The organism is Bradyrhizobium sp. SSBR45G, from assembly GCF_030159255.1.
GTDB lineage: Bacteria > Pseudomonadota > Alphaproteobacteria > Rhizobiales > Xanthobacteraceae > Bradyrhizobium.
In genome coordinates this window covers 324,106-348,872 of record NZ_BSCT01000001.1, presented here as the reverse complement: position 1 = coordinate 348,872, position 24,767 = coordinate 324,106, and the positions used below count along the sequence as shown (strand labels likewise).

Sequence of the window (24,767 nt, the reverse complement as noted above, 5' to 3'; positions counted from 1 at the left end):
CGCTGTCATAAATCGTTTTCGGCGCGCGGCAAACCTGCTCCGGCTGAAACCCATGCTGGTTTTCCTGTTAATGTTCGCTTCGTGATTCGATTAAGGCAGGTTCATGGCTAGGGACTCCCACAAATCAGCCGGCGTGAATGGAGCTGAAAAGACGGGCGGAACACTGTCCGGACTGTTTGCGGATGAAAACGAGCTCGATCGCCGTGCAATGTGGCGGCTCGGATGGTGGGGCGCGGGCGCCGTCGGCGCCATCGGGCTGGCCATTTTTACCAATCAGGCCGCGCAGGGATGGCGCAAGGACCGCATTTCTGCGGCCGATCTCTCACGCCAGGCGCAGCTGCTGCAGTCGCTCGCCAAGGAGACGCAGGGCGAGGCGCGGCAGCTCGGCGCGGCCATCGAGACGCTGAATACCGATCGTGACCAGCTCTACCGGCGTGTGACCATCCTCGAGCAGAATGTCGAGCTGGTCACCGGCGCGCTGGCCAAGCAGAGCAGTCAGTCCGCCGCGAACCCGCCCGCCGGCAACAAGCCGGCCCCGGCGCCGCAGATTGCGGCGGTCGAGTCGCAAACGCCGCAGCCGGCGCCCGCGGTTTCCCCGGCGCCAACTCCGCTGCCGGCCTTTGGCAATCTGTCGCCGTTCATGCCCGTACCGGGTGCCGCGGTTGGCCCGAATGCAGGCCCGTCGGGCGCGGCCGCGCCGCCGGCTGTCGTCGGGGCCAGCCCGGACAAGACAAGGCCGGAGGCGGCGAAGGGCCTGTCGGTTGCGATCTCCGGCGGCGCCTCGCCCTCGCCGGCGGCCGGATCATCGCCGACTCCGCCTCCGCCGGCGGGTGCCGCTGTCGCCACGGGCTACAGGGCCGCGGCGGCGGAACCGATGGCCAAGCCGGCCGATTCGGACAGGCTCGCCAAGGCTGATCCCGCAGACACCTCCCTCGCCAAGGGCGGCGACACGGCAGATGCGGTCACCGCCATTCAGAAGACCGAGTTCGCCATCGATCTCGGCGGCGCCAATTCCGTGCCCGGCCTGCGGGCGCTGTGGCGGGGCCTTGCGAAGAGCAATCCTGAGCTGGCTGCGCTCCGGCCGATCATCATGGTGAAGGAAGGCCGCAACGGTCCGGGCATGCAGCTGCGGCTCGGCGCCGGGCCGCTGACCGATGCGGCGGCGGCGGCGCGGATCTGCGCTGCGCTGGCCGAGACGCAGCGCGCCTGTGAGACGACCGTCTATGACGGCCAGCGGCTCGCGGTCGGCGAGGAGCCGGACAGCACCACCGAGTCGAAGCCTGCCGCAACGGCGCCCCCGGTCCAGAAGCCGGTTCCGGCGCAGCGCCGCCGCGTCCTGCAGCCGCAGGCGCAGCAGCAGCGCCATGGCAAGCGTGAGGAGCTACCGCCGCCGGCGGCTGCCGCGCCGCCCCCGCCGGCCGAGGCGCCGAAGCCCGAGCAGCCGTCGGCGCTGTCGTCGTTCTTCCGCCGCTCCTGAGCCTCAAATCATCTGGTCGCGACAGCCGGTTACAGCGGATTGTGAAAGCAGTCCGCGAAGCGGCTTTGCGGCTTGTCCGCGACGGCGTTCCGCAGCATAGTCCCGCGCATGAAAAAGACCCCGTTCCGCCTCTCGCCCTATCAGGTGCAATGGCTCCTGATCATCGGCTTCGTCACCGTCGGCTACGCCCTCTATCTGCGCTATCTCGCGATCGAGCTGTCGAGCGTCGCGCTCGCCTGCGACGCCGGCCTGCAGACGCTCGCCTGCAAGAGCCGGGCGGTCGCGACCACGCTGTTCAAGAATTCGGTGTTCGGCGCCACGGCACTGGTGATCGCGGTGCTGCACGTGATGCGGCCGTCGATCGTGCTGCTGACCGGCGGGCTGATCGCCGCCGGGCTCGGCATCGTGCTCTACAATATCGTGCTGTCGGGGCTGGCGATCGGCCTGCTCATCCTCGGCTTTGCACGGCCCGCGCCCGCCACAGCGTGACGGCGAGCGTCAGGTACATCGCGCAGGTCCACAGCGCCTGCCAGTTGTCGCGGCCTTCGTTGTAGATGACGTAGACCGAGGAGAGCGCGAGCAGCCCGGCAAAGCTCGCCTCCGCGATCGGCCGTGCGCCCTGTGCCGGCCGGTTGGCCAGCAGCAGCGCGAACGGCACCACGGCCATGGTCAGGCTGGCAAACGGGAAGTCGCGATAGCGCGGGTCGAACACGAAGCCGAGCGCCGTCTCGGCCGCGATCAGCACGGTGACGATCAGGACCAGACCGAGCACGGCGGTGATCTTGAGCTGCTTGCGGCCGTCGGCCGGACCGAGCAGGTCCAGGAAGGTCGGCAGCGGCCGGCCGGCCATCGCCGCATTGGCGGACAGGATCGGGGCCAGCATGCCGGCGGCGAGCAGGCCGCCCCATTGCAGCCAGCCGCCGAAGCCCAGGCTCTCATAGAACACCTTGTCCGCGGCCATGCCGAACAGCACGCCCGCCGTGGTCGCCGAGATCCCGACCCCGAGCCAGGCCGAGATGTGCGGCGGCCAGGGCCGGCGCCGCACCGTCAGCCAGCCGGCCAGGAACACCACGAAGGACAGGATCATGCCGCCGCCCATCTGCAGCTTCCACTGCGGATAGTTGCTGACCGGCTGACCGGGCGGATATTTCAGCGCCCGCTGGTCGTCGCTGATCAGGCCCCAATAGCCGCCGACCGTGCCCTCGAGCTTGCGCTTCCAGGGCTGGTCATAGGCCTCGATCAGGTTGACGCGGAAATTCTCGCGCTTGGCGAGGCTCAGGATCTCCGACACCACCCGCGCCTGGTTGGCGCGCGACGGCAGCGCGCCCTCGCGCATCCGGCCCTCGCTCGGCCAGCCGGTCTCTCCGATCAGGATCTCCTTGCCTGGGAACGCCACGCCGACCTGCTGGCGGATGGTGTCGACATGGGAGGCGGCGAATTTCGCGCGCACCGGCATGTCCTCCCAATAAGGCAGGATGTGCACGGTCACGAAGTCGACGATGTCGTAGAGCTCGCGGTTGCGCAGCCAGAACTCCCAGACGTCGGCGTAGGTCACGGGAACCTGGACCTGCGCCTTGACGCTGCGGATGGTGGCCGCGAGATCGGCGGTGGTCATCTCGCCGCGCAGCAGCACCTCGTTGCCGACCACGACGCCGGTGATCACCTGCGGATAGCGCTTGATCAGGTCGACCGCGATGCCGATCTGCTGCTGATTCTTCAGCTTGTTGGAGCCGAGCCAGATGCCCTGGATCACCTTGATGCCGACCCGGGCGGCGATGGCCGGAACCTGGTCGAGGCCGTTCTCGATTGAATAGGTGCGCACGCATTCGCTGATCTTGGCGAGCTGCACCAGATCCTGCTCAATCTGCTCGGCATCGATATGGGTGGTCGGATCGAGCGGGCTCTGCTGGCCTCGGAACGGCGCATAGGAGACGCATTGCACCTTCGAATCGAGCTCGATCGGCGCGCGGGCGAGCGTGATGGGCTGGGCCAGCCACCACCATGCGGCGGCGATCACAGCCAAGGATACGAGCAGAAGCGCCAGCGGCGTACGAAGGGATTTCAGTTCCGTTCTCCAGGCAGGGTGGTGTCGATTACCCGGTCGGCGGCGATCTGCCAAGTAGGCGATCGCAGCGCCCCCAACCGCGTCGGGCGTCCCGCTGCCAATCCCGCTTTTACGATGACGCGAGAAAGTTGGGGCGTTGCTGGACAAAATCCGAGATTCCAGTCATTGGGAATCTCCGGTTGACCCGCCCGTCGCCCCCGCCTCCGGGAGCCGTTCAAGCGTCCGTCAGGAACGCCATTTTAGGAACGGCATGCGAAGGTCGGAATCAACCTCCCGCCGCAATCGGGGCCGATTTGATCGGCATCAACACTGCGTCCGCCAGGGGACGGCATGAAGGCAACAATCGGGGAATTTATGGGTCGACGCGTGCTCCAGTCCAAGCTTTCGGTTTTGCGCCTTGTCGCGTCGGCGGGTATCCTGTCCGTCGGCCTCCTCGTCGGCGCCGCGCCCGCCGCGTTCGCCCAGAGCGGCAACGACCACCCCCAGGACCAAAAGCCGCAGGCCTCCAATCCGGCCGACATCAAGGAAAACCAGCGCAAGGCCGATGAGTTTACCGAGGCGGCGCAGGCGCTGAGCGGCGGTCCCGCTGGCAACCCGGAATGCGTCTGGCTCGGCCGCCGCGTCGTCCAACTGATGTATCGCGACGACCTCGATACCGCGTTCCGCCACCTCGACCTCTATGACCGCTTCGGCTGCCCCGGCGGCCATATTCAGGCATCGTTCCGCTGCCTCACCCGCTTCGTCGCCCAGATCGACGACAAGGTGCCGAACTCGCTGAACAACCACGTCCATGCCTGCTGGGTGAATCCGGACACCAAGCCGCAGGTCGCCACCGCGCCGGCCCCGGCCGCCACCCCGGTTCCGGCCGGATCGCAGCCGGCGCCTCAGCCGGCCGCGCCGCAGGCGGCGCCGTCGCCGCAGCCGGCGAAGCAGTAAGGCCACGCGCCCTGCCCGGCCGCCAGGCCGGCAGGGCTGCTCCATGCGGATTGCAGCACCGCTGCAGTTGTTAAATCGCGCTGCAGCGTTATCGTGTCGCACCGGGTCGGTTTCGATCGATCCGGCGGTTCAGCCTTCGTTCAGCGATGGGCCGGCCTTAATGCGACCGTCGGCCAGGCGCCAATGCCGGACCTGCCGGTGTCCAACCGAAGCCGCGCTTCGCCACCGTGCCCGGGCAGCACGCAGGCGGGGTGCGTTGGCGATGCGCCGCTCCTTAGCGCGCGTCGCCGGTTCAGCTGCTCCTCACTCTCCAGCCCGCCATGGTGTTCTGACCGATGCGCGTGATCGCAGCCGTCATCCTGTTCGTCGCCGCCGCGCACGCCGCGCTGTGGGGCGTCCTCCAGCAGAAGCAGAATGCGCCCGACTTCACCGGCATGCTGCCGAGCGTGTCCTATGCGCCGTTCGAGGGCACCGACCATCCCGACGTCGACAACGTCCCCAATGCCGATCGCATCCGCAGCGACCTGAAGAAGCTCGCGACCATCACCCGCGCCATCCGCCTGTACTCGTCGACCGGCGGCGTCGAGCTGGTACCGCCGATTGCCGCGGAAGTCGGGCTGAAGGTTATGCTCGGCGTCTGGATCGACAAGAACGAGGACCGCAACGAGCGCGAGATCGCCGCCGCCGTTCAGCTCGCCCGCCGCAACAGCAACGTCATCGGCGTCGTCGTCGGCAACGAGACGCTGTACCGCGGCGAGCTGAAGCCGGATGAGCTGATCGGCTACATCAAGAAGGTCAAGAAGTCGGTCAGCGTGCCCGTCACGACCGGCGAGATCTGGAACCTGTGGCGCGACTATCCGCAGCTCGCCTCCAGCGTCGACTTCATCGCCGCGCATGTGCTGCCGTATTGGGAGTTCTTCAACCACACCCAGGCCGTCGACCAGGCCGTCGATCGCTACCAGCTGCTGCGCGAAAAATTTCCCGGCAAGCGCATCGTGATCGCCGAGTTCGGCTGGCCGAGCGAGGGCTACAACCGCGGCATCGCCGATCCCGGCCCGTTCCAGCAGGCCTGGGTGCTGCGCAATTTCGTCACCCGCGCCGAGGCCATCGGCATGGAGTACAACATCGTCGAGGGCATCGATCAGCCCTGGAAGTTCTTCGAGGGCGGTGTCGGCCCGTATTGGGGCGTGCTGAACGCCTCGCGCGAGGCCAAGTTCGCCTGGACCGGCCCGATCGTGAACCCCGATTACTGGAAGCTCGCCACCATCGCGCTCCTGGTCGGCGTGCTGCTGTCGCTGCCGATCGTGCGGCTGCGCCAGCCGACCGTGCTGCAGGCGATGATGCTGGCGATCACGGCGCATGGCGTCGGCGCCTGGGTCTCCAACGTCTTCGCCTATTGGAACGTGCACTATTTCGTCTGGGGCTCGACCTTCGCGCTGACCTTGGGCCTGATCCTGCTGGTGCCGCTGATCCTGATCGCGATGGCCCGCATCGAGGAGATCGCCGCGATCGCCTTCGGCCGCGAGCCGCGCCGGCTGCTGACCCGTGACAAGGTTGCGCGCGACCGCGCCGCCATGCCGTCAGGCTATTGCCCGAAGGTCTCGATCCACGTGCCGGCCTATTTCGAGCCGGTCGACATGATGAAGCAGACGCTGGATGCGCTGGCCCGCCTCGACTACCCGAACTACGAGGTCGTCTGCATCATCAACAACACGCCGGATCCGGCGTTCTGGCAGCCGATCCAGGATCACTGCCGGATGCTCGGCGAGCGCTTCAAGTTCATCAACGCCGAGAAGGTCAAGGGCTTCAAGGCGGGTGCGCTCCGCATCGCGATGGAGCGCACCGCGGCGGATGCCGAGATCATCGGCATCATCGACGCCGACTATGTGGTGACGCCGGACTGGCTCTCCGACCTCGTGCCGGCCTTCGCCGATCCCGCCGTCGGCCTGGTGCAGGCGCCGCAGGAACATCGCGACGAGCATCTGTCGCTGATGCACTACATCATGAACGGCGAATATGCCGGGTTCTTCGACATCGGCATGGTCCAGCGCAACGAGGAGAACGCGATCATCGTGCACGGCACGATGTGCCTGATCCGGCGCGCGGCGATGGACATGGCCGGCGGCTGGTCGAGCGACACGATCTGCGAGGACACCGACCTCGGCCTCGCCATCCAGGAGCTCGGCTGGCAGACGCATTACACCAACACCCGCTACGGCGAGGGCCTGCTGCCCGACACCTACGAGGCGTTCAAGAAGCAGCGCCACCGCTGGGCCTATGGCGGCTTCCAGATCGTCAAGAAGCACTGGCGCCGCTTCCTGCCGGGCCGCAGCCGGCTGACGGCGGACCAGAAGCGCGAATTCTCGCTCGGCTGGCTCAACTGGCTCGGCGCCGAGAGCCTCGGCGTGGTGGTCGCGATCCTGAACCTGATCTGGGTGCCGATCGTGGCATTTGCCGGCATCGCCATCCCCGACAAGATCCTGACCATCCCGATCATCGCCGCCTTCGTGGTCTCGCTCGCCCACTTCCTCATTTTGTACCGGCTGCGCGTGCCCGTCAGGTCATGGCAGATGCTGGGCGCGATGATCGCGGCGATGTCCGTGCAGTGGACGGTCAGCCGCGCCGTGGCCCAGGGCCTGATCACCGAGCATTTGGCGTTCGCCCGCACGTCGAAGGGCGGCCTGTCCCGGATGTCGATCGAGTTCCAGGCGTTCTGGGAGGCCGTGATCGGCGCCCTGCTGCTGATCGGCGCCACCATCCTGATCACCACCAACCATCTGGCGATCACCGAGCTCTACATCTTCGCCGCCGTCCTGATCCTGGAAAGCCTGCCGTTCCTGTCAGCGGTCGCGATCGCGCTGCTGGAAATGTCGCGCATCAACTCCTTCGAGTTCTGGCGCCACGCCACCGTCCGCACCGCCGAGCTGATCGGCCTGCGCCCAGTCTGGGTGCCGGAACTGGCAGGGCCGGGCATGCAGCCGGCGGCGCTGAGCGCGGCGCCGACGAAGGTGGCGGAGAAGGTCTGAGGCCCGGGGCGCTGGCTGACTGGGCGCCGGTCCCCATAATCCATCGCTGGGGCATCCCGCCCGCGGCCATCCTTCGAGACGCCCGCCTCCGGCGGGCTCCTCAGGATGAGGCCGGAGTGTGGGGCATCAAGCGTATCTGGCGGCTCCGAGGCCCTAATCCGACGACGCTACCGCAGGGCGCCCAGCCCACTCTAATAAACCCTCATGGTGAGGAGCGCCGCCCCTTGGGCGGCGTGTCTCGAACCACGAGGCCTCGCTGGGGCAGCAACCTCCATCCGCCCCGCAATCCGCCCCCCTGTGGTTTCCCCCGTCCGCCCTATTGACCGGACCGCACCCACCCCCTACACAGCGCCCACGACAGCATGCGGCCCACGGCCGGGGTTTTGCCGCCCCGTTTCCGCGGCCCGCAGTGAACCACAGCCCCGCCGCAAGCGTTCTGATGGTCACCTGCCGACGATCCGGACAGTGACGGTCAGCCGTCACACCGCTTCCTTGGAAGCGAGCGCGTAGCTCAGCCGGTAGAGCACGTGACTTTTAATCATGGGGTCCCGGGTTCGAGTCCCGGCGCGCTCACCACCCAAATCAAGCACTTAGGCTGAATTTTTAGCTGGCCGTCATCTGGCGGCCCAAGACAGGGCCACTTACCAACTTTTTCTGAAGACGCCGCAACCCGTCGCACTTGTCCGCAGCCGCTGGTTGCGAAAGAATTGCGTATTGGGGAGTGAAATGGCTGATTCAGAGACAAGCGATAAGGGAGCGGCACCGGCTCCCAACAAGGCTACGATTAGAAAAGGTCGCCTTCTGCTCGGCGCCATTGCATTCAAGGATGCAGGAATCCCGAATTTGGGCGACACCTACAGGGCCCAAATTTTGACCGATAGCGGCGTCCGCGCTGCCATCGTGAAGGATATCCCTTTACGAGAATTGGCAAACGAACTCATGGCAGCCACGTTGGCTGTCGCTCTTGATTTGCCAATTCCCCCCGCATTTGTCGTCGCGGCGACCGAAAACGTTCTCAAAACCAAATATGCTCCGAAGGTCGACGAGGTCAGCTTCCTTTTCGGAAGCGCTGATCTATCATCGCCTTCAGTTGCTCAGATAATAAACACGAAGTTCGGCTTCGATGTGGCTGCCATGAAGCGCGTCGTTGACGCGTTGATCAATAGCGGGCGGCTCGGCAACTTCTACGGTTTTGATGCGTGGGCTGCGAACATCGACCGGCACCCAGGCAATATACTGTTGGCATTTGATGCTTTGCCATGGCTGATCGATCATGGACGCTGTTTCACGGGCCACAATTGGACCCAAAGCGATCTTGTGGCGGATGGCACGTATATAAGCCGGCTGAAACAATGGCTGACTCCGAGCCTCTCGCCCGCTCAGAAAGCGGAATATGTGAAAACCGTAAGCACATTGGTGACGCGGATCGCTCAAATAGACCTGCACAAGCTTGGCACCACGAACGGTCTTCCCGACTTATACGGAGATCCCGATTTCAACGCCTTGGTGACGTTTCTCTGTGATCGTACGGCCCACACTGAGCGGATTGCGGCTGATACATTGGATTTGGTGGTCTGAGATGCGACCATTCGCTATTGCCGACTTCCCGTCTGCGGAACAGTATGTGCGAGCCAAGTGGGCTCCTATACTCCTGCGTCCCATTCTCGGCTCACCGGAACAGGTCGTCGTCGGCGTCGCTGCTGTAAACGCTTCCGGATTCTATCTTGAGAGGGCTACAGATCTTTTCCGACTGGAATGCCTTCTCGGTGAAAACGCTGCCGTCGCAATACTTGCAGCAAGCGCCGGTTTGGACGCTCTGCAAGCGGATCTAGCTAGTCGATCAATCGATGCTCTTTCGGACTACCGGCCTGCATTCTCTGGAATAGCGATTGGCGAGTTGCGCGATGCTGAAGGCGAATCGCTACAGGCTGTTGCCAAGTCGTGGTTGGCCACGCTCTCGTCGTTGGCGCATCGCGAGTCGCCGGCAGCAAGCAAGCGCACGAAGACACTCGCGGACGAGCCCGGCGATGTTTCACCCCAGCGGGACCGATTACCTATACTTGTTCTCGAATACATGAAGGCAAAACGCCCCGAGACCGATAAGTTCTTCAGCCGCGAGATCCGCGAACAGAGGCCGGACAGTGGTAACGCATCTGAAGTGAGGATCGACTACTCGGGATCCAAGATTGTCGCAAATTTTGGCGCTCTACTCGTTAGTCAGCACAAACGATCAGTGCTTCGCATCACGAAAGGGCTTTGGGACCTAAAGGTAGACAAGGACGGCGAAAGGACGGGCTGGACTAAACGCGACCACGAAATGCTGATTCAGCATCCTCCATTCAACGATCCTCAGTTTACACAAAAGCAGCTTGATACTATGGGCGAGGCCCTTCGCCAGTTGGAGAAACAAGCCGACCAAGAGGAAATCCGTCTGCGATCAATGCACTCGGTTTCTGAGATTGGTGAGCACCTATTGCAACGTGACGCTGCCTAAATCCGTAACTCGGTCCTGATCATCGTGTGCTGCTGCCCGCTCAACTCGGTCAGCGCCCATTCGAGTGCGTCAACACGGTCCGGCGAATAGCCGACTTTGCCACGATCGAAATCCAACGTGAGTGCGCACATATGATCCTCAAGCACAGTGAAGCCGCCGACATGAGGCGGCCGTCCCACGCACGTCGTGCCCACCGTCGTCACGATCCCGCGCCAACCTTCGGGCTACGCGACGCCCGCCCAATGAGTTGTTTCCGCCACGGACCGCATTTTAGCCGCGTTCACCCCACATCTAGCTACCTTTTCGTCCAAGTTGGCGATTTCTTGTGGCTGATCGGTGACAGCATCGTGCGCGGAATGGTTGTAGGAACACGGTCATCGCGCAAGCAAGTCATTCATTGGAGGTCGCCGTGAGGAAGTTCGCTGCTGCTCTGTTCACCCTGGCGTTGAGCGCCGGCGCCGCATCGGCGGCAGATCTCTCACCCCGGACCTACACCAAGGCGCCGATGATGGCGCCGGGCTACAACTGGACCGGCTTCTATGCCGGTCTCAATGCCGGCGGCGCCTGGGGGCAGTCCAATGCGACGACCGCGACGGTGTTTTCGCCGGTCGGCTATTTCGCGACCACCAGCGTGCCCGCGATCAACACGGTCGGCAACCAGAACCTCAACCGCACCAGCTTCACCGGCGGCCTGACGGCCGGCTACAACTGGCAGATCAACAGTGCCGTGGTCGGCCTCGAAGCCGATTTCAACTATCTCGGCTTCAAGAAGTCGGCCTCCGGCACCGCCGTCTATCCCTGCTGCGCGCCGACCGCGTTCACCGTCAACAGTTCGGCCTCCGCCGACTGGCTGGCCACCTTGCGCGGCCGCGTCGGCTTCCTGGCGACGCCGACCTTGCTGCTGTACGGCACCGGCGGTCTTGCGGTCGCCAATGTCCGCGCCAACTACCTGTTCACCGACACGTTCGCGGCCGCCAATGAATCGGCGTCGATCTCCTCGACCCGCTACGGCTGGACCGCCGGCGGCGGCGCCGAATACGCGCTGATGAACGGCTGGTCGATCAAGGCCGAATATCTCTATGTCGATCTCGGCCGCGCCAGCACCACCAGCACCAATCTGACCGCGTTCAATCCGGGCGGCGTGGCCTTCCCGAGCAACGTCTACACCCACACGGTGAACCTGCGCGAGAACATCGGCCGCGTCGGCATCAACTACAAGTTCGGCGGCCCCGTCATCGCAAAATATTGATCCCACTCAGTCCTGAGCTGAGGACTGACTCGGAGATTGGATCGGTGATCTCGATGTTCGAGGTCCATGAGATGTCGAAGCCCGGGTCGTTCGACCCGGGCTTTTTCTATGCGACGATGCCGATGCTGCACTTGTCAGGAGGCCTGCCGCCCGCCCCTGTCTCAGCTGCCACAAGCCCGATCACGAGCGGCTTCGGGCTCTGCTGGAAATCCGCCTTCGTGTCTGGATATCGTGCTCTGCAATTTAAGTATTCCGCGAACTCCGGACCAACATGGCCGGACGGTCGCGGTCGCCTCAGACCCGAGACGCGATGGACCCGGTGAGTTGGCTCACCGCAAAAGCCCTTCGAGCCAGATCAAATACATGAACGCAAAGAATGCGACGGCCGCACAAACCATAAGAATATTCTCGGGAATGGTCGGCGCCCGCTTGCCAGATGGAACAGCGCGACCACAGATCAATTCGACGGCGCGACCACAGATGCCGATCACGACCGAAACGCCCAACGCGACAAAGGGCCCGTACGTCCGAGCCAGGTATTCAAAAGCAGTGACGTATACGTAGCCATACCTATGCGACAGACTGATCATGTGCGTGTAGCCCAACTCCGGCTCCGGAAATGTTGGCCGCGTGGGCGGCGCCAGTTGTCCCTCCAAGAACAGGCAAAAGAAGAATCCGCCAAGGCCAACACCACCGCAGACCAGCATGAATCGATCGAACCAGCGCCAGCCCGCGCCACGATTTTCGGCCCCAAACTGCTGACTTGCCACCGACCGCCTCAAGGCGAGCGCCTTGCTCCAACGAGACTTGAATCCTGAGCTATCATGGAGCACCCGCGAGCTTATCCACTCTGATAGATGCGGTACGCCGCGTCGTCGGTTCGATCGGCTGCCCTTACCCGTTGTTACCCGTTCACCGCAAACCCGAGCACCAGCTGCTTCGGGCTCTGCTTGAATTCCTTGATCACGGCGGCACGGACCGTCTCCGACAACTCCGGCAGCGGCTTGTCGGTGTAGAGCTTGGGGAAGGTCACCATGACGGAGGTCAGGGTGCCGTTATTCCAGTTGAAGCCGACGGCCGGCCGCACGCCGGTTTCGGCGAGGAGATCGGCTTCGACGGCCCTGCTATAGGCAAGTCCGTTCGACACGGCGTCGACCATCCCGCATCCGGCGAGACATGCAATAAGGGGGATCAGCGCGAGGGTTCTCATGGCGTGAATGCCTGGCATTGATGTCGCTCCGCAGCATGGCGCCGGCGCAGGGATCGAGCGCACTGCCGCCGCACCAACCGGCGATGTGATCACGATTCCGGGCCGGAATGTCCCGTTAATCTGAATGTCCTGACCATTCGGGCGGCACCGGGGCGCACGAGGCAACCGGCGAAGATCCCCAGGAGGGCGGCGCCGGCGAGTTGGTGATCCCATCGCGCACCGGCATGCCCCATCGCGTTGACGAGCACCTTGTAGGCGATCAGGAACAGCACGGCGCTGAAGACAAATCGGCCCAAGAAGTCTCTGACCAACGAGAAGAGTGTTCCGAACACGGCGCCAACCAGAATGGCCGGCCAATAGGTCGTCAGCCATTCCGACATCGTGCTTCTCCGGCCGAGTGCGTCTCCGAGCGGCCAGGCCGGCGGACCGACCGCATCAACAGGACGCCCCCTTACGGTGCACCAAATTGGAATCGGCCCCAGTGACGAAAGATCCGCCCCTTATCTGCCGGCGGCATCGGCCTCCAGCACGACCTTCGCCACGGGATAACGCCAGTCGTTCTTCGAATTGTCGGCGGCGGCATCGATGCCTGCCACGATGACCGCACCAAGGATCCCGCCATTGACGCCGCTGGCCAGACGAGCCTGGCGCGTGGAATCAAAGGGCGCGACCGTGATCATCCGCTTCTGATAGCCAGGCTTCTGGCACGTCACGGCCAGCGTGCTCGACTGTCCGCGATAGAGCGGCACGCGCACCTTTGCGGGGCTCGTCATGGTTGCGGTGAAGCCAGTGGCTTCCAGCAAGCAAGAGGCCCCGGCCATCTCGACCTCGCCGCTCTGGCCGGGATTGTGGAACGTCCGCACTTCCACAAGCTGGTCACCCGCGAACTCGGGTGCGCTTGGGTCGGTCCGGCGCTTCGGCTCGTAGACGTCGATCCCTCGGCTGCCGGTGTTCGGCCGGATGTCGGTCACATTGTTGACCGCGAGCGGCGCGGCACACCCTGCAAGACACGCCCCTCCAAGGATGGCCAGCCCAATGGCAAGCCAACGCAAACAGTCCATTTGAGCCCCCACAGCATCCCCACTGTCGTTGACCAGCGGTAGCAGGGGCCGATCTGGGGAACAATAGCCACAACCTCGGGGGGAATAGAGTAACTATCAAAAACCGACTACGTTGCGTGTAGGACACAGTTGCCGTCGTCCTCCATCAATTAGATCGGTGGTTTTGGATGTGTCAGGCGATCGCCAGCGGCGGGAATTCATGGTTGTCAACATGACGCCGCTGCTCCGCCACGACCTTCCTCGCGATCAACGCCAGGACAGCGCGTTCGGTGCATGCACAAATTGCAGCAGCCGCCAGCACCAAATCGGGCAGAGGCCGGATCATGGCGCGACCGCGCTACGCTTTCCGGCAGGATGTGCTGTGAGGATGCTCGGAAAAACTCATTTCATCAGGCCACTCAACACGATCACCCCTGTCCAGTCGGCAGCGCAAAAATATTCAACTTCACTTTTTCAGAAACTCATGGTTGACTGTCCCCATCCCGTGCTCCTCGAGAGGGGCGCTTCGCGATCGTCACGGACGTTGGGCGCGGGGAGCGGTGGCCGCGGCTGGCTGCAGCGCGCTTGCGCGCGGACGAACAGTCGGTCGCGGACGTGAAATCGCGTGGTCCTGGCGCCCCGAAGCTGGCGCCAAGTTCTCGGGGAATGATGATCCCCGAGGGCGACGGTGGCTACCAAGCCGGACACCGGGGAGATCGCGTATAAGCGTGAAGACCATCGCGCGGGGAATGCCGGATGTCGGCTGAACCTGTGGTGACTGCCGCCTGCTTTTTCTTCTGCAGGCGGGCCATGGGTTGCGGCCTGCAGCCCGGCATTCCCCGCGCCCTCTGTTTGCGGAGGGCGAGACGACCAGCAAAGCTCGGACGCGAGATGCGTCGCGACGATGGTTGAACGCGCCCCTGCCCTTCATTGTCTACACATGGGCCGCGCTCGTGCAAGCAACGCCGCGTGTCCTGATCGCCGATGCGTGAACCCGTCACGGCTATCGTCCGCCGGCGCTGTGTGGAATGCTGGCGTTCGATGTGAGACGCGCTGTTCGCTGATGCGGCCGCGAATTTGGGAGCCCGCCGATGTCGTTTGCCTTTCTGCTGACCTCGCTGATCGTGGTGGCCTCGCCCGGCACCGGCGTGCTCTACACGCTCGCCGTGGCGCTGACCAAGGGATCGCGCCTGAGCATCGCCGCCGCGTTCGGCTGCACGCTCGGCATCATCCCGGCGATGCTGGCTGCCATCGTCGGGCTTGCCGCGGTGCTGCACACCAGCGCGCTGGCCTTTGCCGCGCTGAAATATTGCGGCGTCGCCTATCTCTTGTACATGGCCTGGCAGACGCTCGGCGAGCGCGGCGCGCTGTCGGTGGAGACGAAGGATGACGCAAAGGACGAGGCGCGCTCGGCCGGGCGCGTGGTGCTGACCGGTTTTCTGATCAACATCCTCAATCCAAAACTGTCGATCTTCTTCCTCGCCTTCCTGCCGCAGTTCATTGCACCGGATGAGTCGCATCCGCTCGCGATGATGCTGGAGCTGTCGGCGACGTTCATGGCGATGACGTTCGCGGTGTTCGTGGTCTACGGGCTGTTTGCAGCAGCCGTGCGCGATCGCGTCGTCAGCCGGCCCCGCGTCATGGCCTGGCTGCGCCGAGCGTTTGCCGGCGGCTTCGCGCTGCTGGGTGCACGGCTGGCGGTGAGTGAGCGGTGAGAGAGTCCAGTCACGCTGGTGAAGGCTGATGGCGACAGGAATACGGCCTTTGCCCCTCACCCTGAGGAGCCCGCCGCAGGCGGGCGTCTCGAAGGGCGAGGCCCCCTACTGTGGCCTCATGGTTCGAGACGCGCCGCAAGGGCGGCGCTCCTCACCATGAGGGTTGAGGTCCGAAGCCGGAGTTGCAGATTGGCCATGAGCAGCGCGCTCATCGATTGGAAAGCGAGTTGCGGATCGGAGAGTCTAAGCAAAAGCAAAACCCGCCTGGAGCGCTGCCGCACCAGACGGGCCTTGTCAGTTCAGCGGTTCACCCGGCAGAGCTCAGCCGAACTGGTTCATCGTGTTGTGCGCGCCGCCGGCCTTCAGGGCCTTGTCGCCGGCAAAGTATTCCTTGTGGTCGTCGCCGATGTCGGAGCCGGCCATGTTCTGGTGCTTGACGCAGGCGATGCCCTGGCGGATCTCGGCGCGCTGGACGTTCTTGACGTAGCCCAGCATGCCCTGCTCGCCGAAGTACTCGCGGGCGAGGTTGTCGGTCGAGAGCGCGGCCGTGTGGTAGGTCGGCAGCGTGATGAGGTGGTGGAAGATGCCGGCGCGCTTGGCCGAATCCGCCTGGAAGGTGCGGATGCGCTCGTCGGCTTCCTTCGCCAGCGGGGTGTCGTCGTACTCCGCCTTCATCAGCTCGGCGCGGTTGTACCTGCTGACGTCCTGGCCCGCCTCCTTCATCGCGTCATAGACCTGCCAACGGAAGTTGAGGGTCCAGTTGAACGACGGCGAGTTGTTGTAGGCGAGCTTGGCGTTCGGGATCACCTTGCGGATGCGGTCGACCATCTTGGCGATCTGCTCGATATGCGGCTTCTCGGTCTCGATCCACAGCAGGTCGGCCCCGTTCTGCAGCGAGGTGATGCAGTCGAGCACGCAGCGGTCCTCACCGGTGCCGGGACGGAACTGGTAGAGGTTGGAGGGCAGCCGCTTCGGACGCAGCATCTTGCCGTCGCGGTTGATGATGACGTCGCCATTGCGGGCGTTCGCGGGCGTCACCTCCTCGCAGTCGAGGAAGCTGTTGTACTGGTCGCCGAGATCGCCGGGCTGGCTCGAGAAGGCGATCTGCTGCGTCAGGCCGGCGCCGAGCGAGTCGGTGCGGGTGACGATGATGCCGTCCTCGACGCCGAGCTCCAGGAAGGCGTGGCGGCAGGCGCGGATCTTGGCCAGGAACACGTCATGCGGCACGGTGACCTTGCCGTCCTGGTGGCCGCACTGCTTCTCGTCGGAGACCTGGTTCTCGATCTGCAGCGCGCAGGCGCCCGCCTCGATCATCTTCTTGGCGAGCAGATAGGTCGCTTCCGCATTGCCGAAGCCGGCGTCGATGTCGGCGATGACCGGGACGACATGGGTCTGGAAGCCGTCGATCTTGGCGATGATCTCGGTCTCCTTCGCCTTGTCGCCGGCCTTGCGGGCCGCGTCCAGCGTGCGGAACAGATCATTGAGCTCGCGCGAGTCGGCCTGGCGCAGGAAGGTGTAGAGTTCCTCGATCAGCGCGGGCACCGAGGTCTTCTCGTGCATCGACTGGTCCGGCAGCGGGCCGAATTCGGAGCGCAGCGCCGCGATCATCCAGCCGGAGAGATAGAGGTAGCGGCGGTCGGTCTTGCCGAAATGCTTCTTGATCGAGATCAGCTTCTGCTGCGCGATGAAGCCGTGCCAGCAGCCCAGCGACTGGGTGTACTTGGTGCTGTCCTCGTCATAGGCGGCCATGTCGGCGCGCATCACGGCGGCGGTGTAGCGGGCGACGTCGAGGCCGGTCTTGAAGCGGTTCTGCAGGCGCATGCGCGCCACGGCCTCGGCGGTGACGCCGTTCCAGGTCGGGTTGGTCTCGAGCAGCGCACGCGCCGCCTCGACTTCGGCCTGGTAGGAGGCCGGTCCCATGATGGCCTGGTCGCTCAATCCACGCGGTTGGAAGTTCATGTCCGTGATCCCTCGGTTAAGGACAACCTGGGACCTATTGTAAGCACGCGGGAACGGCGGACCAGACATTGCGCGGAAAGCTTGTCACACTTTACAAACTTCTCGTGTATAGCTGTAAGGAGATTACAGAACCGGGATTTGACCATGTCGACAGCCACGGCACGATCGATCTTCATGGGCCCGCGCCTGCGCCGGCTCCGGCGCGAGCTCGGCCTGACCCAGGCCGACATGGCCGCGGACCTCGAAATATCAGCGCCTTACGTGGCGCTTCTGGAGCGGAATCAGAGGCCGGTCACGGCCGACATGCTGCTGCGGCTGGCCCGGACCTACAAGATCGACCTCGCCGATCTCGCCGGCGACGGCGGCGCCGACCACACCGCGCGGATGCAGTCGGTCCTGAAGGATCCGATGTTCTCCGACATCGACATCCCCGCGCTGGAGATTTCCGACCTCGCCGTCAGCTATCCCGGGATGACCGAGGCCTTCCTGCGGCTCTACACGGCCTATCGCGAGGAGCAGCTGGCGCTGGCCGAGCGGGCGCCCGCAACCTCCGGCGGCCCGCCGCTACCCGACGGCTTCGACGCCAACGATCCCGTCGCCGACGTCCGCCGCTTCCTGGCCGCCCGCCGCAACAATTTTGCGGGTCTCGACGACGCCGCGGAGCGGCTGGCGCAAGCGATCTTCCAAGGCTCGGCGACCGGCTCGCCGCAGGTCTCCGCCAGCCCTGCGGGCTTCATCGAGCGGTTTCGCGTGCGGCACAATCTGCAGGTCCGCTACATGCCGCCGAACGTCATGCTCGGCTCGCTCAGGCGGCTCGATCTGCATCGCCGGCAATTGCTGATCGAGGATTCGCTCGACAGCGCGAGCCTGAAGTTCGAGCTGGCGCGGCAGCTCGCTTACCTCGAGCTCGACAACGAGATCGGCGCGGCACTCGAGGACGGCAAGTTCGCCAGCAAGACCGCCGAGCTGCTGGCGCGCCGCGCGCTCGCGGCCTATGCGGCGGCTGCGATCATCATGCCCTACTCGATCTTCGCGAAAGCCGTCGACGCCAGGGCCTACGATCTCGAAGCGCTGGCGCGGCAGTTCGGCACCAGCTTCGAGCAGACGGCGCATCGCGTCACGACCTTGCAGAAGCCGGGCGCCGAGAAGATCCCGTTCTTCCTGATCCGCGTCGATCCCGCCGGCAACGTCTCAAAACTGCTCGACGGCGCCGGCTTTCCGTTCGCAAGGCACGGCGGCGCCTGCCCGCTGTGGTCGGTGCACGGCATCTTCAAGACGCCGCGCCAGATCATCACGCAATGGCTGGAGCTGCCGGACGGCCGCCGCTTCTTCTCGATCGCCCGTACCGTCACTGCCGGCGGCGGCTCCTACGGCGCCGTCCGGGTCGAGCGCGCCATTGCGGTCGGCTGCGCCGCCGAGCATGCGGGCCAACTGATCTACACCCGCGACGGCCACGGTCCCGATGCCGACGAACCGACCCCGATCGGGGTCGCCTGCCGCGTCTGCCACCGGCCGAAATGCGCGGCCCGCTCGGCGCCGCCGATCGGCCGCGAGATCCTGCCGGACGATTTCAGGACGTCGTCGATCCCGTTCGGGTTTTCGGCGGATTAGGGAGACGCGATGGAAACGCCCGTTCGATCATGCCGACAATGTCAGGCCGATCCAACGCGGCAGTACCGCTCAGTTCGGCCGCTTGCGCTTGTGGGCGAACGGATTGGCCTTCTCGCGGAGCGTAATCCGCACCGGCGTGCCCGGCAGGGCGAAGGTCTCGCGCATCGAGTTGGTGAGATAGCGCAGATAGGATTGCGGGATCGCGTCGGCCCGCGAGCAGAACAGCACGAAGCTCGGCGGCCGCGCCTTGGTCTGGGTGATGTAGTTGAGCTTGAGACGGCGGCCCGACACCGCCGGCGGCGGATTGTTGGCGATGGCCTCCTCGAACCAGCGGTTCAGCGCAGCGGTCGACACGCGCTTGTTCCAGACGGCGTAGGAATCGACGATCGCCTGCATCAGCCGGTCGATGCCCTCGCCTCTCAGGCCCGACACCGCCACGATCGGCGCGCCCGCGATCTGCGGCAGCCAATGATCGGCGTCCCGGCGCAGCATCGAGATCTGGCCGGGCTGGGCCTCCATCAGGTCCCATTTGTTGACCGCGATCACCAGCGCCCGGCCCTCGCGCTCGATCAGGTCGGCGATGCGCAGATCCTGCTCCTCGAAGCGGTTCTGCGCGTCCATCATCAGCACGACCACCTCGGCGAACCGCACCGCGCGCAGCGCATCGGCGACCGACAGCTTCTCGAGCTTCTCCTCGATGCGCGAGCGCCGGCGCAGACCCGCGGTGTCGAAGACACGGAAGCCGCGGCCCTTCCATTCGATCTCGACGGCGATCGAATCGCGCGTGGTGCCAGCCTCGGGGCTGGTCAGGAGGCGCTCCTCGCCGAGCAGGTGATTGATCAGCGTCGACTTGCCAGCATTGGGGCGGCCGACGATGGCGACGCGGATCGGCCGTGCGGCGCGCTCCTCGTCGGTCTCCTCGTGCTCATCGTCCTCGTCCTCCGTGGGCGGCACCAGCTTGCTGACGGCATCGTAGAGTTCGCCAATGCCCTCGCCGTGCTCGGCCGAGATCTGGATGGGATCGCCGAGCCCGAGGGCGTAGGACTCCATCGCGCCGAGCTCGCCATGCTTGCCCTCGCTCTTGTTGGCAAGCAGCAGCACCGGCTTGTCGGCGCGGCGGGCGAAGTCGGCGAAGGCGCGGTCGGCCGGCGTCAGGCCGATACGGGCGTCGATCACGAAGAACAGCGCATCCGCGAGCGCGATCGCGGTCTCCGTCTGCTCCTGCATCCGCGCAGTCAGCGAGCCCTTGGGGCCCTCGTCGAGACCGGCGGTGTCGATGATCGTGAAATTGAGATCATACAGCTTGGCCTCGCCCTCGCGGCGATCGCGGGTGACGCCCGGCATGTCGTCGACGAGCGCCAGCTTCTGTCCCACCAGGCGGTTGAACAGGGTCGATTTGCCGACGTTGGGCCGGCCGATGATGGCGATGGTGAAAGGCATGATGATCCGTGCGCGTGAGCGCGCAGCTGTAGCGCATCCGGACGCAAAACCGAACCGGCGATCGTGCGATTCGCGGACGGCCTTAACGGTTGAAGGAGCCGCTCGGGACCGGCGCCGGGAACTGGCCGCTGGACTGCCGGACAGGCTGCTGCGCGGGCGCGGCCTCATCCGGCGGCGGCGCGGTGGTGCGGCGGCGAACGATCTTCTTCGGCTTCGGCGCCGCCGGAACGGCCGCAGCGCCCTCCTCGACCGCAGCAGCCTCGCCGTCCTGCGGATCGGCGGGCGCCGGATTGCTCACCGCGGCCTGCTGGCGGCCCTTGGCGCCCTTCTTGCCTTTCGGCTCCTCTGCGGGAGCCGGCGGCGGGGCGGCCGCCTGCGCGCCTGGATCATTCATCTGCTGCTGCTGCGCGCCCTTGTAGAGCTCCTTCGGCACGCCCTGCTCGAGACCGGGCACGCCTTCGGGGAACACCGGCTTGCGATCACCGGGCAGCTTCTTCTTCGTATCCAGGAAGTCGAGCATATCCGAGGGATCGAAGCTGCCGCCGCTGGCGCAGCCGCCGAGAACGCCTGTCAGGGCGGCGAGGACGGTCAGGGCGATGAGGCGTTGGGGGCGGCGCATGGTCGTCATTTTCCGATCAAACTCAGTTTCGCCGTCGCACAGGTCGCGATCGGCTCACCATCAGCTCTTGGCAACGGCAGGCAGCAGCGCCTGCAGTGCCTCGGCGCGCGAGCGCAGGCCGGGCGGTGTCTCACCATCCAGCGAAATCATGTCCAGCCACTGGCGGGCGGCAGCCGCATCATTGGCCTTCCACGCCGACAGCGCCAGCAGCTCGCGCGCGGCGTGACGGAACGGTGCGCCGGGCGCGGTCTCGCCGTCGAGGCGCGGCTTCAGGTCGGCGTAAGGCGCGGTGTCGACCAGCAGACCGGCCGCGCGCAGCCGCGCCATCGACTGCTGCTCGGCGCCGATGCTGCGGTCGGCGGCGAGCTCGTCATAGAGCTTCACGGCAGCGGCGTTGTCCCGCAGCGCCGCCTCGGCGGCCTGATGGAACCGGGCCAGCATGCGGTATCCGGATGGTGCCGTGGCCGCAACATCGGCAAAGGCCTTCTCCGCCTCGGCGTGCTTGTTCTGTTCGGACAGCTCGAGGGCCTTGTTGAAGGACACGCCAGCCTCGGCGGCCTTCTGGGCCTCGAGATACGAGTAGCCGCGCCAGCCACCCACGCCCGCGATGATCAGCACCGCGATGGCGATGAAAAGCAGCGAATAGCGGTCCCACAGCTTCTTGAGCTGTTCCCGGCGGACCTCTTCATCTACTTCATCAATGAATTCAGACACTTAATGACATCCCGTCAAGTTCGCTGTGCGCTCACGCGAACGGATTTGAAGTGCCGCGCGAGCCGCCATCACCCGCACGCTGGCGCCGATACCGTATCGGTATGGCGGTGGCAAGGCGAGTCCAACCGAATCAAGGTGTTACCCCCGTCCCGCGGCTGCCGCACGGATCGGAGGCGGCTATCATGCCGTCAAGGCTTCGCGCAACTGCCGTTTCATCACCTTGCCGTTGGCATTGCGCGGCAAAGGGTCCGTGGTCACGGTCAGGGTTTCCGGGACCTTATAGTCCGACAACCGTTCGGCGCACCAGCTGCGCAGGACCTCGGCGGTGGCTGGCTCGCGCGTGACCACCACGGCATGGACCCGCTCGCCCAGCACCGGGCAAGGCTTGGCGAGGATCGCGCTCTCGATGACGGCGGGATGGCCGGCGAGCACCGATTCGACCTCAGCGGAATAGATCTTCAGGCCGCCGCGGTTGATCATGTCCTTCTGACGGTCGAACACCCGGACGAAGTTATCGGCATCGATCGAGCCGAGGTCGCCCGAATGCCAGTAGCCGGCGGTGAAGCTCTCGGCAGTGGCCTCGGGACGGTTCCAATAGCCTTTGATGACCTGGCCGCCGCCGATCCAGATCTCGCCGATCTCGCCCCGCGGCAGCTCTCGTCCCTCCGCATCCATCACCAGGATGCTGGCGCCCGGGCACGGCAGACCGACGCTGTCGATGTGGCGTGCCGTGAGATCAGGCGGCATCAGGGTCGATGGCGAGGTGGTCTCGGTCGAGCCGTAGGCATTCACCAGCCGAAGACCCGGAATCTTCGCCGCGAGCTTCTCGATGGTCGCCACCGGCATCGGCGCGCCACCGAAGCCGCCGATGCGCCAGGACGACAGATCGTGGCTGTCGAAATCAGACTGCAGCAGGCACAGATTGTACATCGCCGGGACCATCACGGTGTAGGTCACGCGCTCGCGCGCGGCGAGCTTGAGATACTCGCTGGCCTTGAACTCCGGCATTATGATCAAGGTGCCGGCGCAGCGCACCATGCTGGTGATGTTGGCGACGACGCCCGTCACGTGGCCGAGTGGTACGGCCGCGATCGAACGGTCCGCCGGCGTCAGCCCGAGGCAGGCCTCGTAGATCATCGAGGAGTGGACGATGTTGCCATGGGCGAGCATCGCGCCCTTCGGCCGGCCTGTCGTGCCGGAGGTGTAGAGGATCATCGCGGTGTCCTCTTCGGCCAGGGCCACCTGCTCGGCATGGGGCGGATGATCGACGAGCGCGGCGAAACCGGAGCGTGCCCGGTCGTCATCGACGGCAACGCGCTCCAGCAGCTCGGGCGTCTCCGCAACAGGCGGCAGCCGGTCCGCCAGCACGGCCTCATGCAGCAGCAGCCGGGCGCCGCAATCGTTCAGCACATAGGCGATCTCAGGCGTCTGCTGCCGCGTCGACAGCAGAACCGTGATTAGCCCGAGCTTGGCAGCCGCAAACAGCGTCAGCACGAATTCCATGCGATTGCCGAGCAGCAGCGCCAGCCGGTCGCCCTTGCGCAAGCCCCTCGCCTGCAGCCCGCTCGCGATCCGCGCCGAAATGTCCAGCACCTCGCGCCAGGACAGCCGCTGAGCGCCGCAGACCAGCGCCTCGCCGTCGCCATTGCGCGCGGCGGCGTCCTCGACCATCGCCCATATGCTGGCCGGACGCTCTGCAAACAGCGGCACCACGCGGTCGCCGAAACGCTGCTCACGGCGCATCGGCTTGATGGCGGCATGTTGCGACCACTCCATCGGATCGCCTCCCCTGACGTTTTCTTGTTGCTTGCCGGATGGCTCCGGTCATCAGCGCCGCTCGCTGTTCGAGCGACGCTGAATTGTGCGGCAGAATGCGGCTGCCGAGAACCGCTAATTGCCGATGACGGGAATGCCGAGCACGACCGGATGGAACGCGAAGACCAGCGCGGCATAGACGATGATGCCGACCACCACCGCGATGACGTCGTTGCCAATGCCGCCGACCGGGATCGGCGGCCCGCCGGCATCGGCGCGGCGCTTGAGCGAGATGCGGTCGAAGACGGCCCAGGCCAGGATCGAGCCGAACAGGATGATGCCGCCGAGATCGCCGTTGCTGAGCAGGTGGCCGAACGCCCACAGCTTCACGCCGGCCAGCATCGGATGTTTGAGAATGGTGTAGATGCGGCCGCGAACATAGGCGGCAACCACCATGATGACTGCCGGCAGCATCAAGGCCAGGTTGATGTGCTTAAGCGCCTTGGGCGGCGTCCAAACCTGGATCCAGCCGCCGCCATGGCGATACTCGGCAAAGCCCCACACGATCAGGGCGAGGCCGGCGAGTGCAACGACGGTGTAGACGAGCTTGTAAGGCGCCTCACCCAGCCGCGCGATGACCTGCGCCCGCGCCTCGCGCCGCGTCGTGAACACGTGGGCGCCGAGAAACAGCACGAGCCCCACCACCATCACCAGAAGTCCCACGGCGTCCCCCTTTGTGCACGCAACCTGCGGGGAACTGGGTATCATCTTCGGGGGCGGCATCGCAACGTGCCCGGCGCCGACACCTTCCCGCCGCGAGCGGCGTTATTGCTGCTGCGACGTCTTGCTCAGGTCGCGGTTGTCGACATAGCGGATCGCGATCGGCCGCCCGGCCAATGCGCCGGCCAGGCCCGAGGTGAACTTCAGCGGCAGGCAGGCATCGAGCGAGGCATTGATCGCCTTCAGAAAGGTTGCACGCGTCTCCGCCGAGACGCCCGAGGTCGCGAACGTGACGCGCGGCGGCGCGACCATCTCCCCGGTCCGCTTGAAGCTGAAGCGCACCGTCATCTGCATTCCGGCACGGGCATCGCCCTCCGGCGGAGGCGTCCAGCACGCGCGCAGCGCGGCGAACAGATCACCGATGGTGTCGAGATCGTGATCCGGCTTCTGATACTTGGCCTCCTGGTCCTTCGCCGGCCGACTCTCGATTGTCAGCTGCAGGTTCTGCCCATAGGGATAGTTCATCTCGGGAATGCAGGGCCAAGGCCCGTAGACGCCGCAGAAGGACGGCGTGCACGGCCGCTCGTCGAGCACGCTGCACGGCGTGTGCGCGAACGGCACCGGATTGATCTGCCGCTGGCGCGCATCGGCGGTGACCGGCGCGGCCATCATCAGCAGGAAAAGCACGATGACACGGAGCATGGGACTCTCGGGACAGATGGACTCAGAGCTGGTTC

At 65.2% G+C, this 24,767-nt stretch carries 21 protein-coding genes and 1 tRNA gene; 10 read left to right on the top strand and 12 right to left on the bottom strand.

Annotation, left to right across the window (positions count from 1 at the left end):
• The first annotated feature begins 103 nt into the window (after positions 1 to 103).
• Both QQL87_RS01655 and QQL87_RS01650 read left to right on the top strand, forming a co-directional pair.
• Positions 104 to 1,477 (top strand): hypothetical protein, encoded by a 1,374-nt coding sequence (locus QQL87_RS01655; RefSeq protein WP_284416119.1) that lies wholly within the window; start codon positions 104 to 106, stop codon positions 1,475 to 1,477.
• 108 nt (positions 1,478 to 1,585) lie between these two features.
• Positions 1,586 to 1,966, top strand: coding sequence for a hypothetical protein (locus tag QQL87_RS01650; RefSeq protein ID WP_284416120.1), 381 nt, complete (start codon positions 1,586 to 1,588; stop codon positions 1,964 to 1,966).
• Here QQL87_RS01650 and QQL87_RS01645 read toward each other — a convergent pair.
• On the bottom strand, positions 1,926 to 3,494 hold the full coding sequence (locus tag QQL87_RS01645; RefSeq protein ID WP_502871127.1) for a glycoside hydrolase family 17 protein: 1,569 nt from the start codon (positions 3,492 to 3,494) through the stop codon (positions 1,926 to 1,928). The genes QQL87_RS01650 and QQL87_RS01645 overlap by 41 nt on opposite strands.
• 402 nt (positions 3,495 to 3,896) lie before the next feature.
• Between QQL87_RS01645 and QQL87_RS01640 the strand changes: the two genes are divergently transcribed.
• From QQL87_RS01640 to QQL87_RS01615, 6 genes are all read left to right on the top strand, one after another.
• Positions 3,897 to 4,478, top strand: a complete 582-nt coding sequence (locus tag QQL87_RS01640; RefSeq protein ID WP_284416442.1) for a beta-1-3, beta-1-6-glucan biosynthesis protein — start codon at positions 3,897 to 3,899, stop codon at positions 4,476 to 4,478.
• 335 nt (positions 4,479 to 4,813) lie between these two features.
• Positions 4,814 to 7,504, top strand: a complete 2,691-nt coding sequence (locus tag QQL87_RS01635) for a glycosyltransferase (protein ID WP_284416122.1) — start codon at positions 4,814 to 4,816, stop codon at positions 7,502 to 7,504.
• A 500-nt stretch (positions 7,505 to 8,004) separates the two neighbouring features.
• Positions 8,005 to 8,080 (top strand) — tRNA-Lys (locus QQL87_RS01630).
• A 150-nt stretch (positions 8,081 to 8,230) separates the two neighbouring features.
• Positions 8,231 to 9,082, top strand: a complete 852-nt coding sequence (locus tag QQL87_RS01625) for a HipA family kinase (protein WP_284416123.1) — start codon at positions 8,231 to 8,233, stop codon at positions 9,080 to 9,082.
• A 1-nt stretch (position 9,083) separates the two neighbouring features.
• Positions 9,084 to 9,998, top strand: a complete 915-nt coding sequence (locus QQL87_RS01620; RefSeq protein ID WP_284416124.1) for a hypothetical protein — start codon at positions 9,084 to 9,086, stop codon at positions 9,996 to 9,998.
• Positions 9,999 to 10,407: 409 nt separating this feature from the next.
• Complete coding sequence (locus QQL87_RS01615) at positions 10,408 to 11,247, top strand: outer membrane protein (protein WP_284416125.1); 840 nt, start codon at positions 10,408 to 10,410, stop codon at positions 11,245 to 11,247.
• Between the two features lie 329 nt (positions 11,248 to 11,576).
• On the opposite strand, the gene QQL87_RS01610 is transcribed toward QQL87_RS01615, so the two are convergent.
• The 4 genes from QQL87_RS01610 to QQL87_RS01595 form a co-directional block, all read right to left on the bottom strand.
• Entirely contained in the window at positions 11,577 to 12,017 is a 441-nt protein-coding gene (locus tag QQL87_RS01610; RefSeq protein WP_284416126.1) for a hypothetical protein, read from the bottom strand.
• A 134-nt stretch (positions 12,018 to 12,151) separates the two neighbouring features.
• Complete coding sequence (locus tag QQL87_RS01605; RefSeq protein WP_284416127.1) at positions 12,152 to 12,406, bottom strand: hypothetical protein; 255 nt, start codon at positions 12,404 to 12,406, stop codon at positions 12,152 to 12,154.
• Positions 12,407 to 12,546: 140 nt separating this feature from the next.
• Positions 12,547 to 12,837, bottom strand: coding sequence for a hypothetical protein (locus tag QQL87_RS01600; protein WP_284416128.1), 291 nt, complete (start codon positions 12,835 to 12,837; stop codon positions 12,547 to 12,549).
• A gap of 120 nt (positions 12,838 to 12,957) precedes the next feature.
• Positions 12,958 to 13,428 (bottom strand): hypothetical protein, encoded by a 471-nt coding sequence (locus QQL87_RS01595; protein WP_284416129.1) that lies wholly within the window; start codon positions 13,426 to 13,428, stop codon positions 12,958 to 12,960.
• Positions 13,429 to 14,588: 1,160 nt separating this feature from the next.
• Between QQL87_RS01595 and QQL87_RS01590 the strand changes: the two genes are divergently transcribed.
• Positions 14,589 to 15,212 (top strand): LysE family translocator, encoded by a 624-nt coding sequence (locus tag QQL87_RS01590; RefSeq protein WP_284416130.1) that lies wholly within the window; start codon positions 14,589 to 14,591, stop codon positions 15,210 to 15,212.
• Positions 15,213 to 15,533: 321 nt separating this feature from the next.
• On the opposite strand, the gene QQL87_RS01585 is transcribed toward QQL87_RS01590, so the two are convergent.
• On the bottom strand, positions 15,534 to 17,171 hold the full coding sequence (locus QQL87_RS01585; protein ID WP_284416131.1) for an isocitrate lyase: 1,638 nt from the start codon (positions 17,169 to 17,171) through the stop codon (positions 15,534 to 15,536).
• A gap of 144 nt (positions 17,172 to 17,315) precedes the next feature.
• Between QQL87_RS01585 and QQL87_RS01580 the strand changes: the two genes are divergently transcribed.
• Positions 17,316 to 18,782, top strand: a complete 1,467-nt coding sequence (locus tag QQL87_RS01580) for a helix-turn-helix domain-containing protein (RefSeq protein ID WP_284416132.1) — start codon at positions 17,316 to 17,318, stop codon at positions 18,780 to 18,782.
• 69 nt (positions 18,783 to 18,851) lie between these two features.
• Here QQL87_RS01580 and der read toward each other — a convergent pair whose 3' ends face one another.
• From der to QQL87_RS01550, 6 genes are all read right to left on the bottom strand, one after another.
• Positions 18,852 to 20,222 (bottom strand): ribosome biogenesis GTPase Der, encoded by a 1,371-nt coding sequence (der, locus tag QQL87_RS01575; RefSeq protein ID WP_284416133.1) that lies wholly within the window; start codon positions 20,220 to 20,222, stop codon positions 18,852 to 18,854.
• An 82-nt stretch (positions 20,223 to 20,304) separates the two neighbouring features.
• Positions 20,305 to 20,841, bottom strand: a complete 537-nt coding sequence (locus QQL87_RS01570) for a hypothetical protein (protein ID WP_284416134.1) — start codon at positions 20,839 to 20,841, stop codon at positions 20,305 to 20,307.
• Between the two features lie 60 nt (positions 20,842 to 20,901).
• Positions 20,902 to 21,555 carry a tetratricopeptide repeat protein gene (locus QQL87_RS01565; RefSeq protein ID WP_284416135.1) on the bottom strand — a complete coding sequence of 218 codons (654 nt, stop codon included), beginning with the start codon at positions 21,553 to 21,555 and terminating at the stop codon, positions 20,902 to 20,904.
• Between the two features lie 180 nt (positions 21,556 to 21,735).
• Positions 21,736 to 23,331, bottom strand: coding sequence for a class I adenylate-forming enzyme family protein (locus QQL87_RS01560; protein ID WP_284416136.1), 1,596 nt, complete (start codon positions 23,329 to 23,331; stop codon positions 21,736 to 21,738).
• 114 nt (positions 23,332 to 23,445) lie between these two features.
• Positions 23,446 to 24,033, bottom strand: coding sequence for an NnrU family protein (locus QQL87_RS01555; protein ID WP_284416137.1), 588 nt, complete (start codon positions 24,031 to 24,033; stop codon positions 23,446 to 23,448).
• 102 nt (positions 24,034 to 24,135) lie between these two features.
• Positions 24,136 to 24,732: a UCP034077 family protein gene (locus QQL87_RS01550; protein WP_284416138.1), complete on the bottom strand. Its 597-nt coding sequence runs from the start codon at positions 24,730 to 24,732 to the stop codon at positions 24,136 to 24,138.
• Positions 24,733 to 24,767 lie beyond the last annotated feature (35 nt).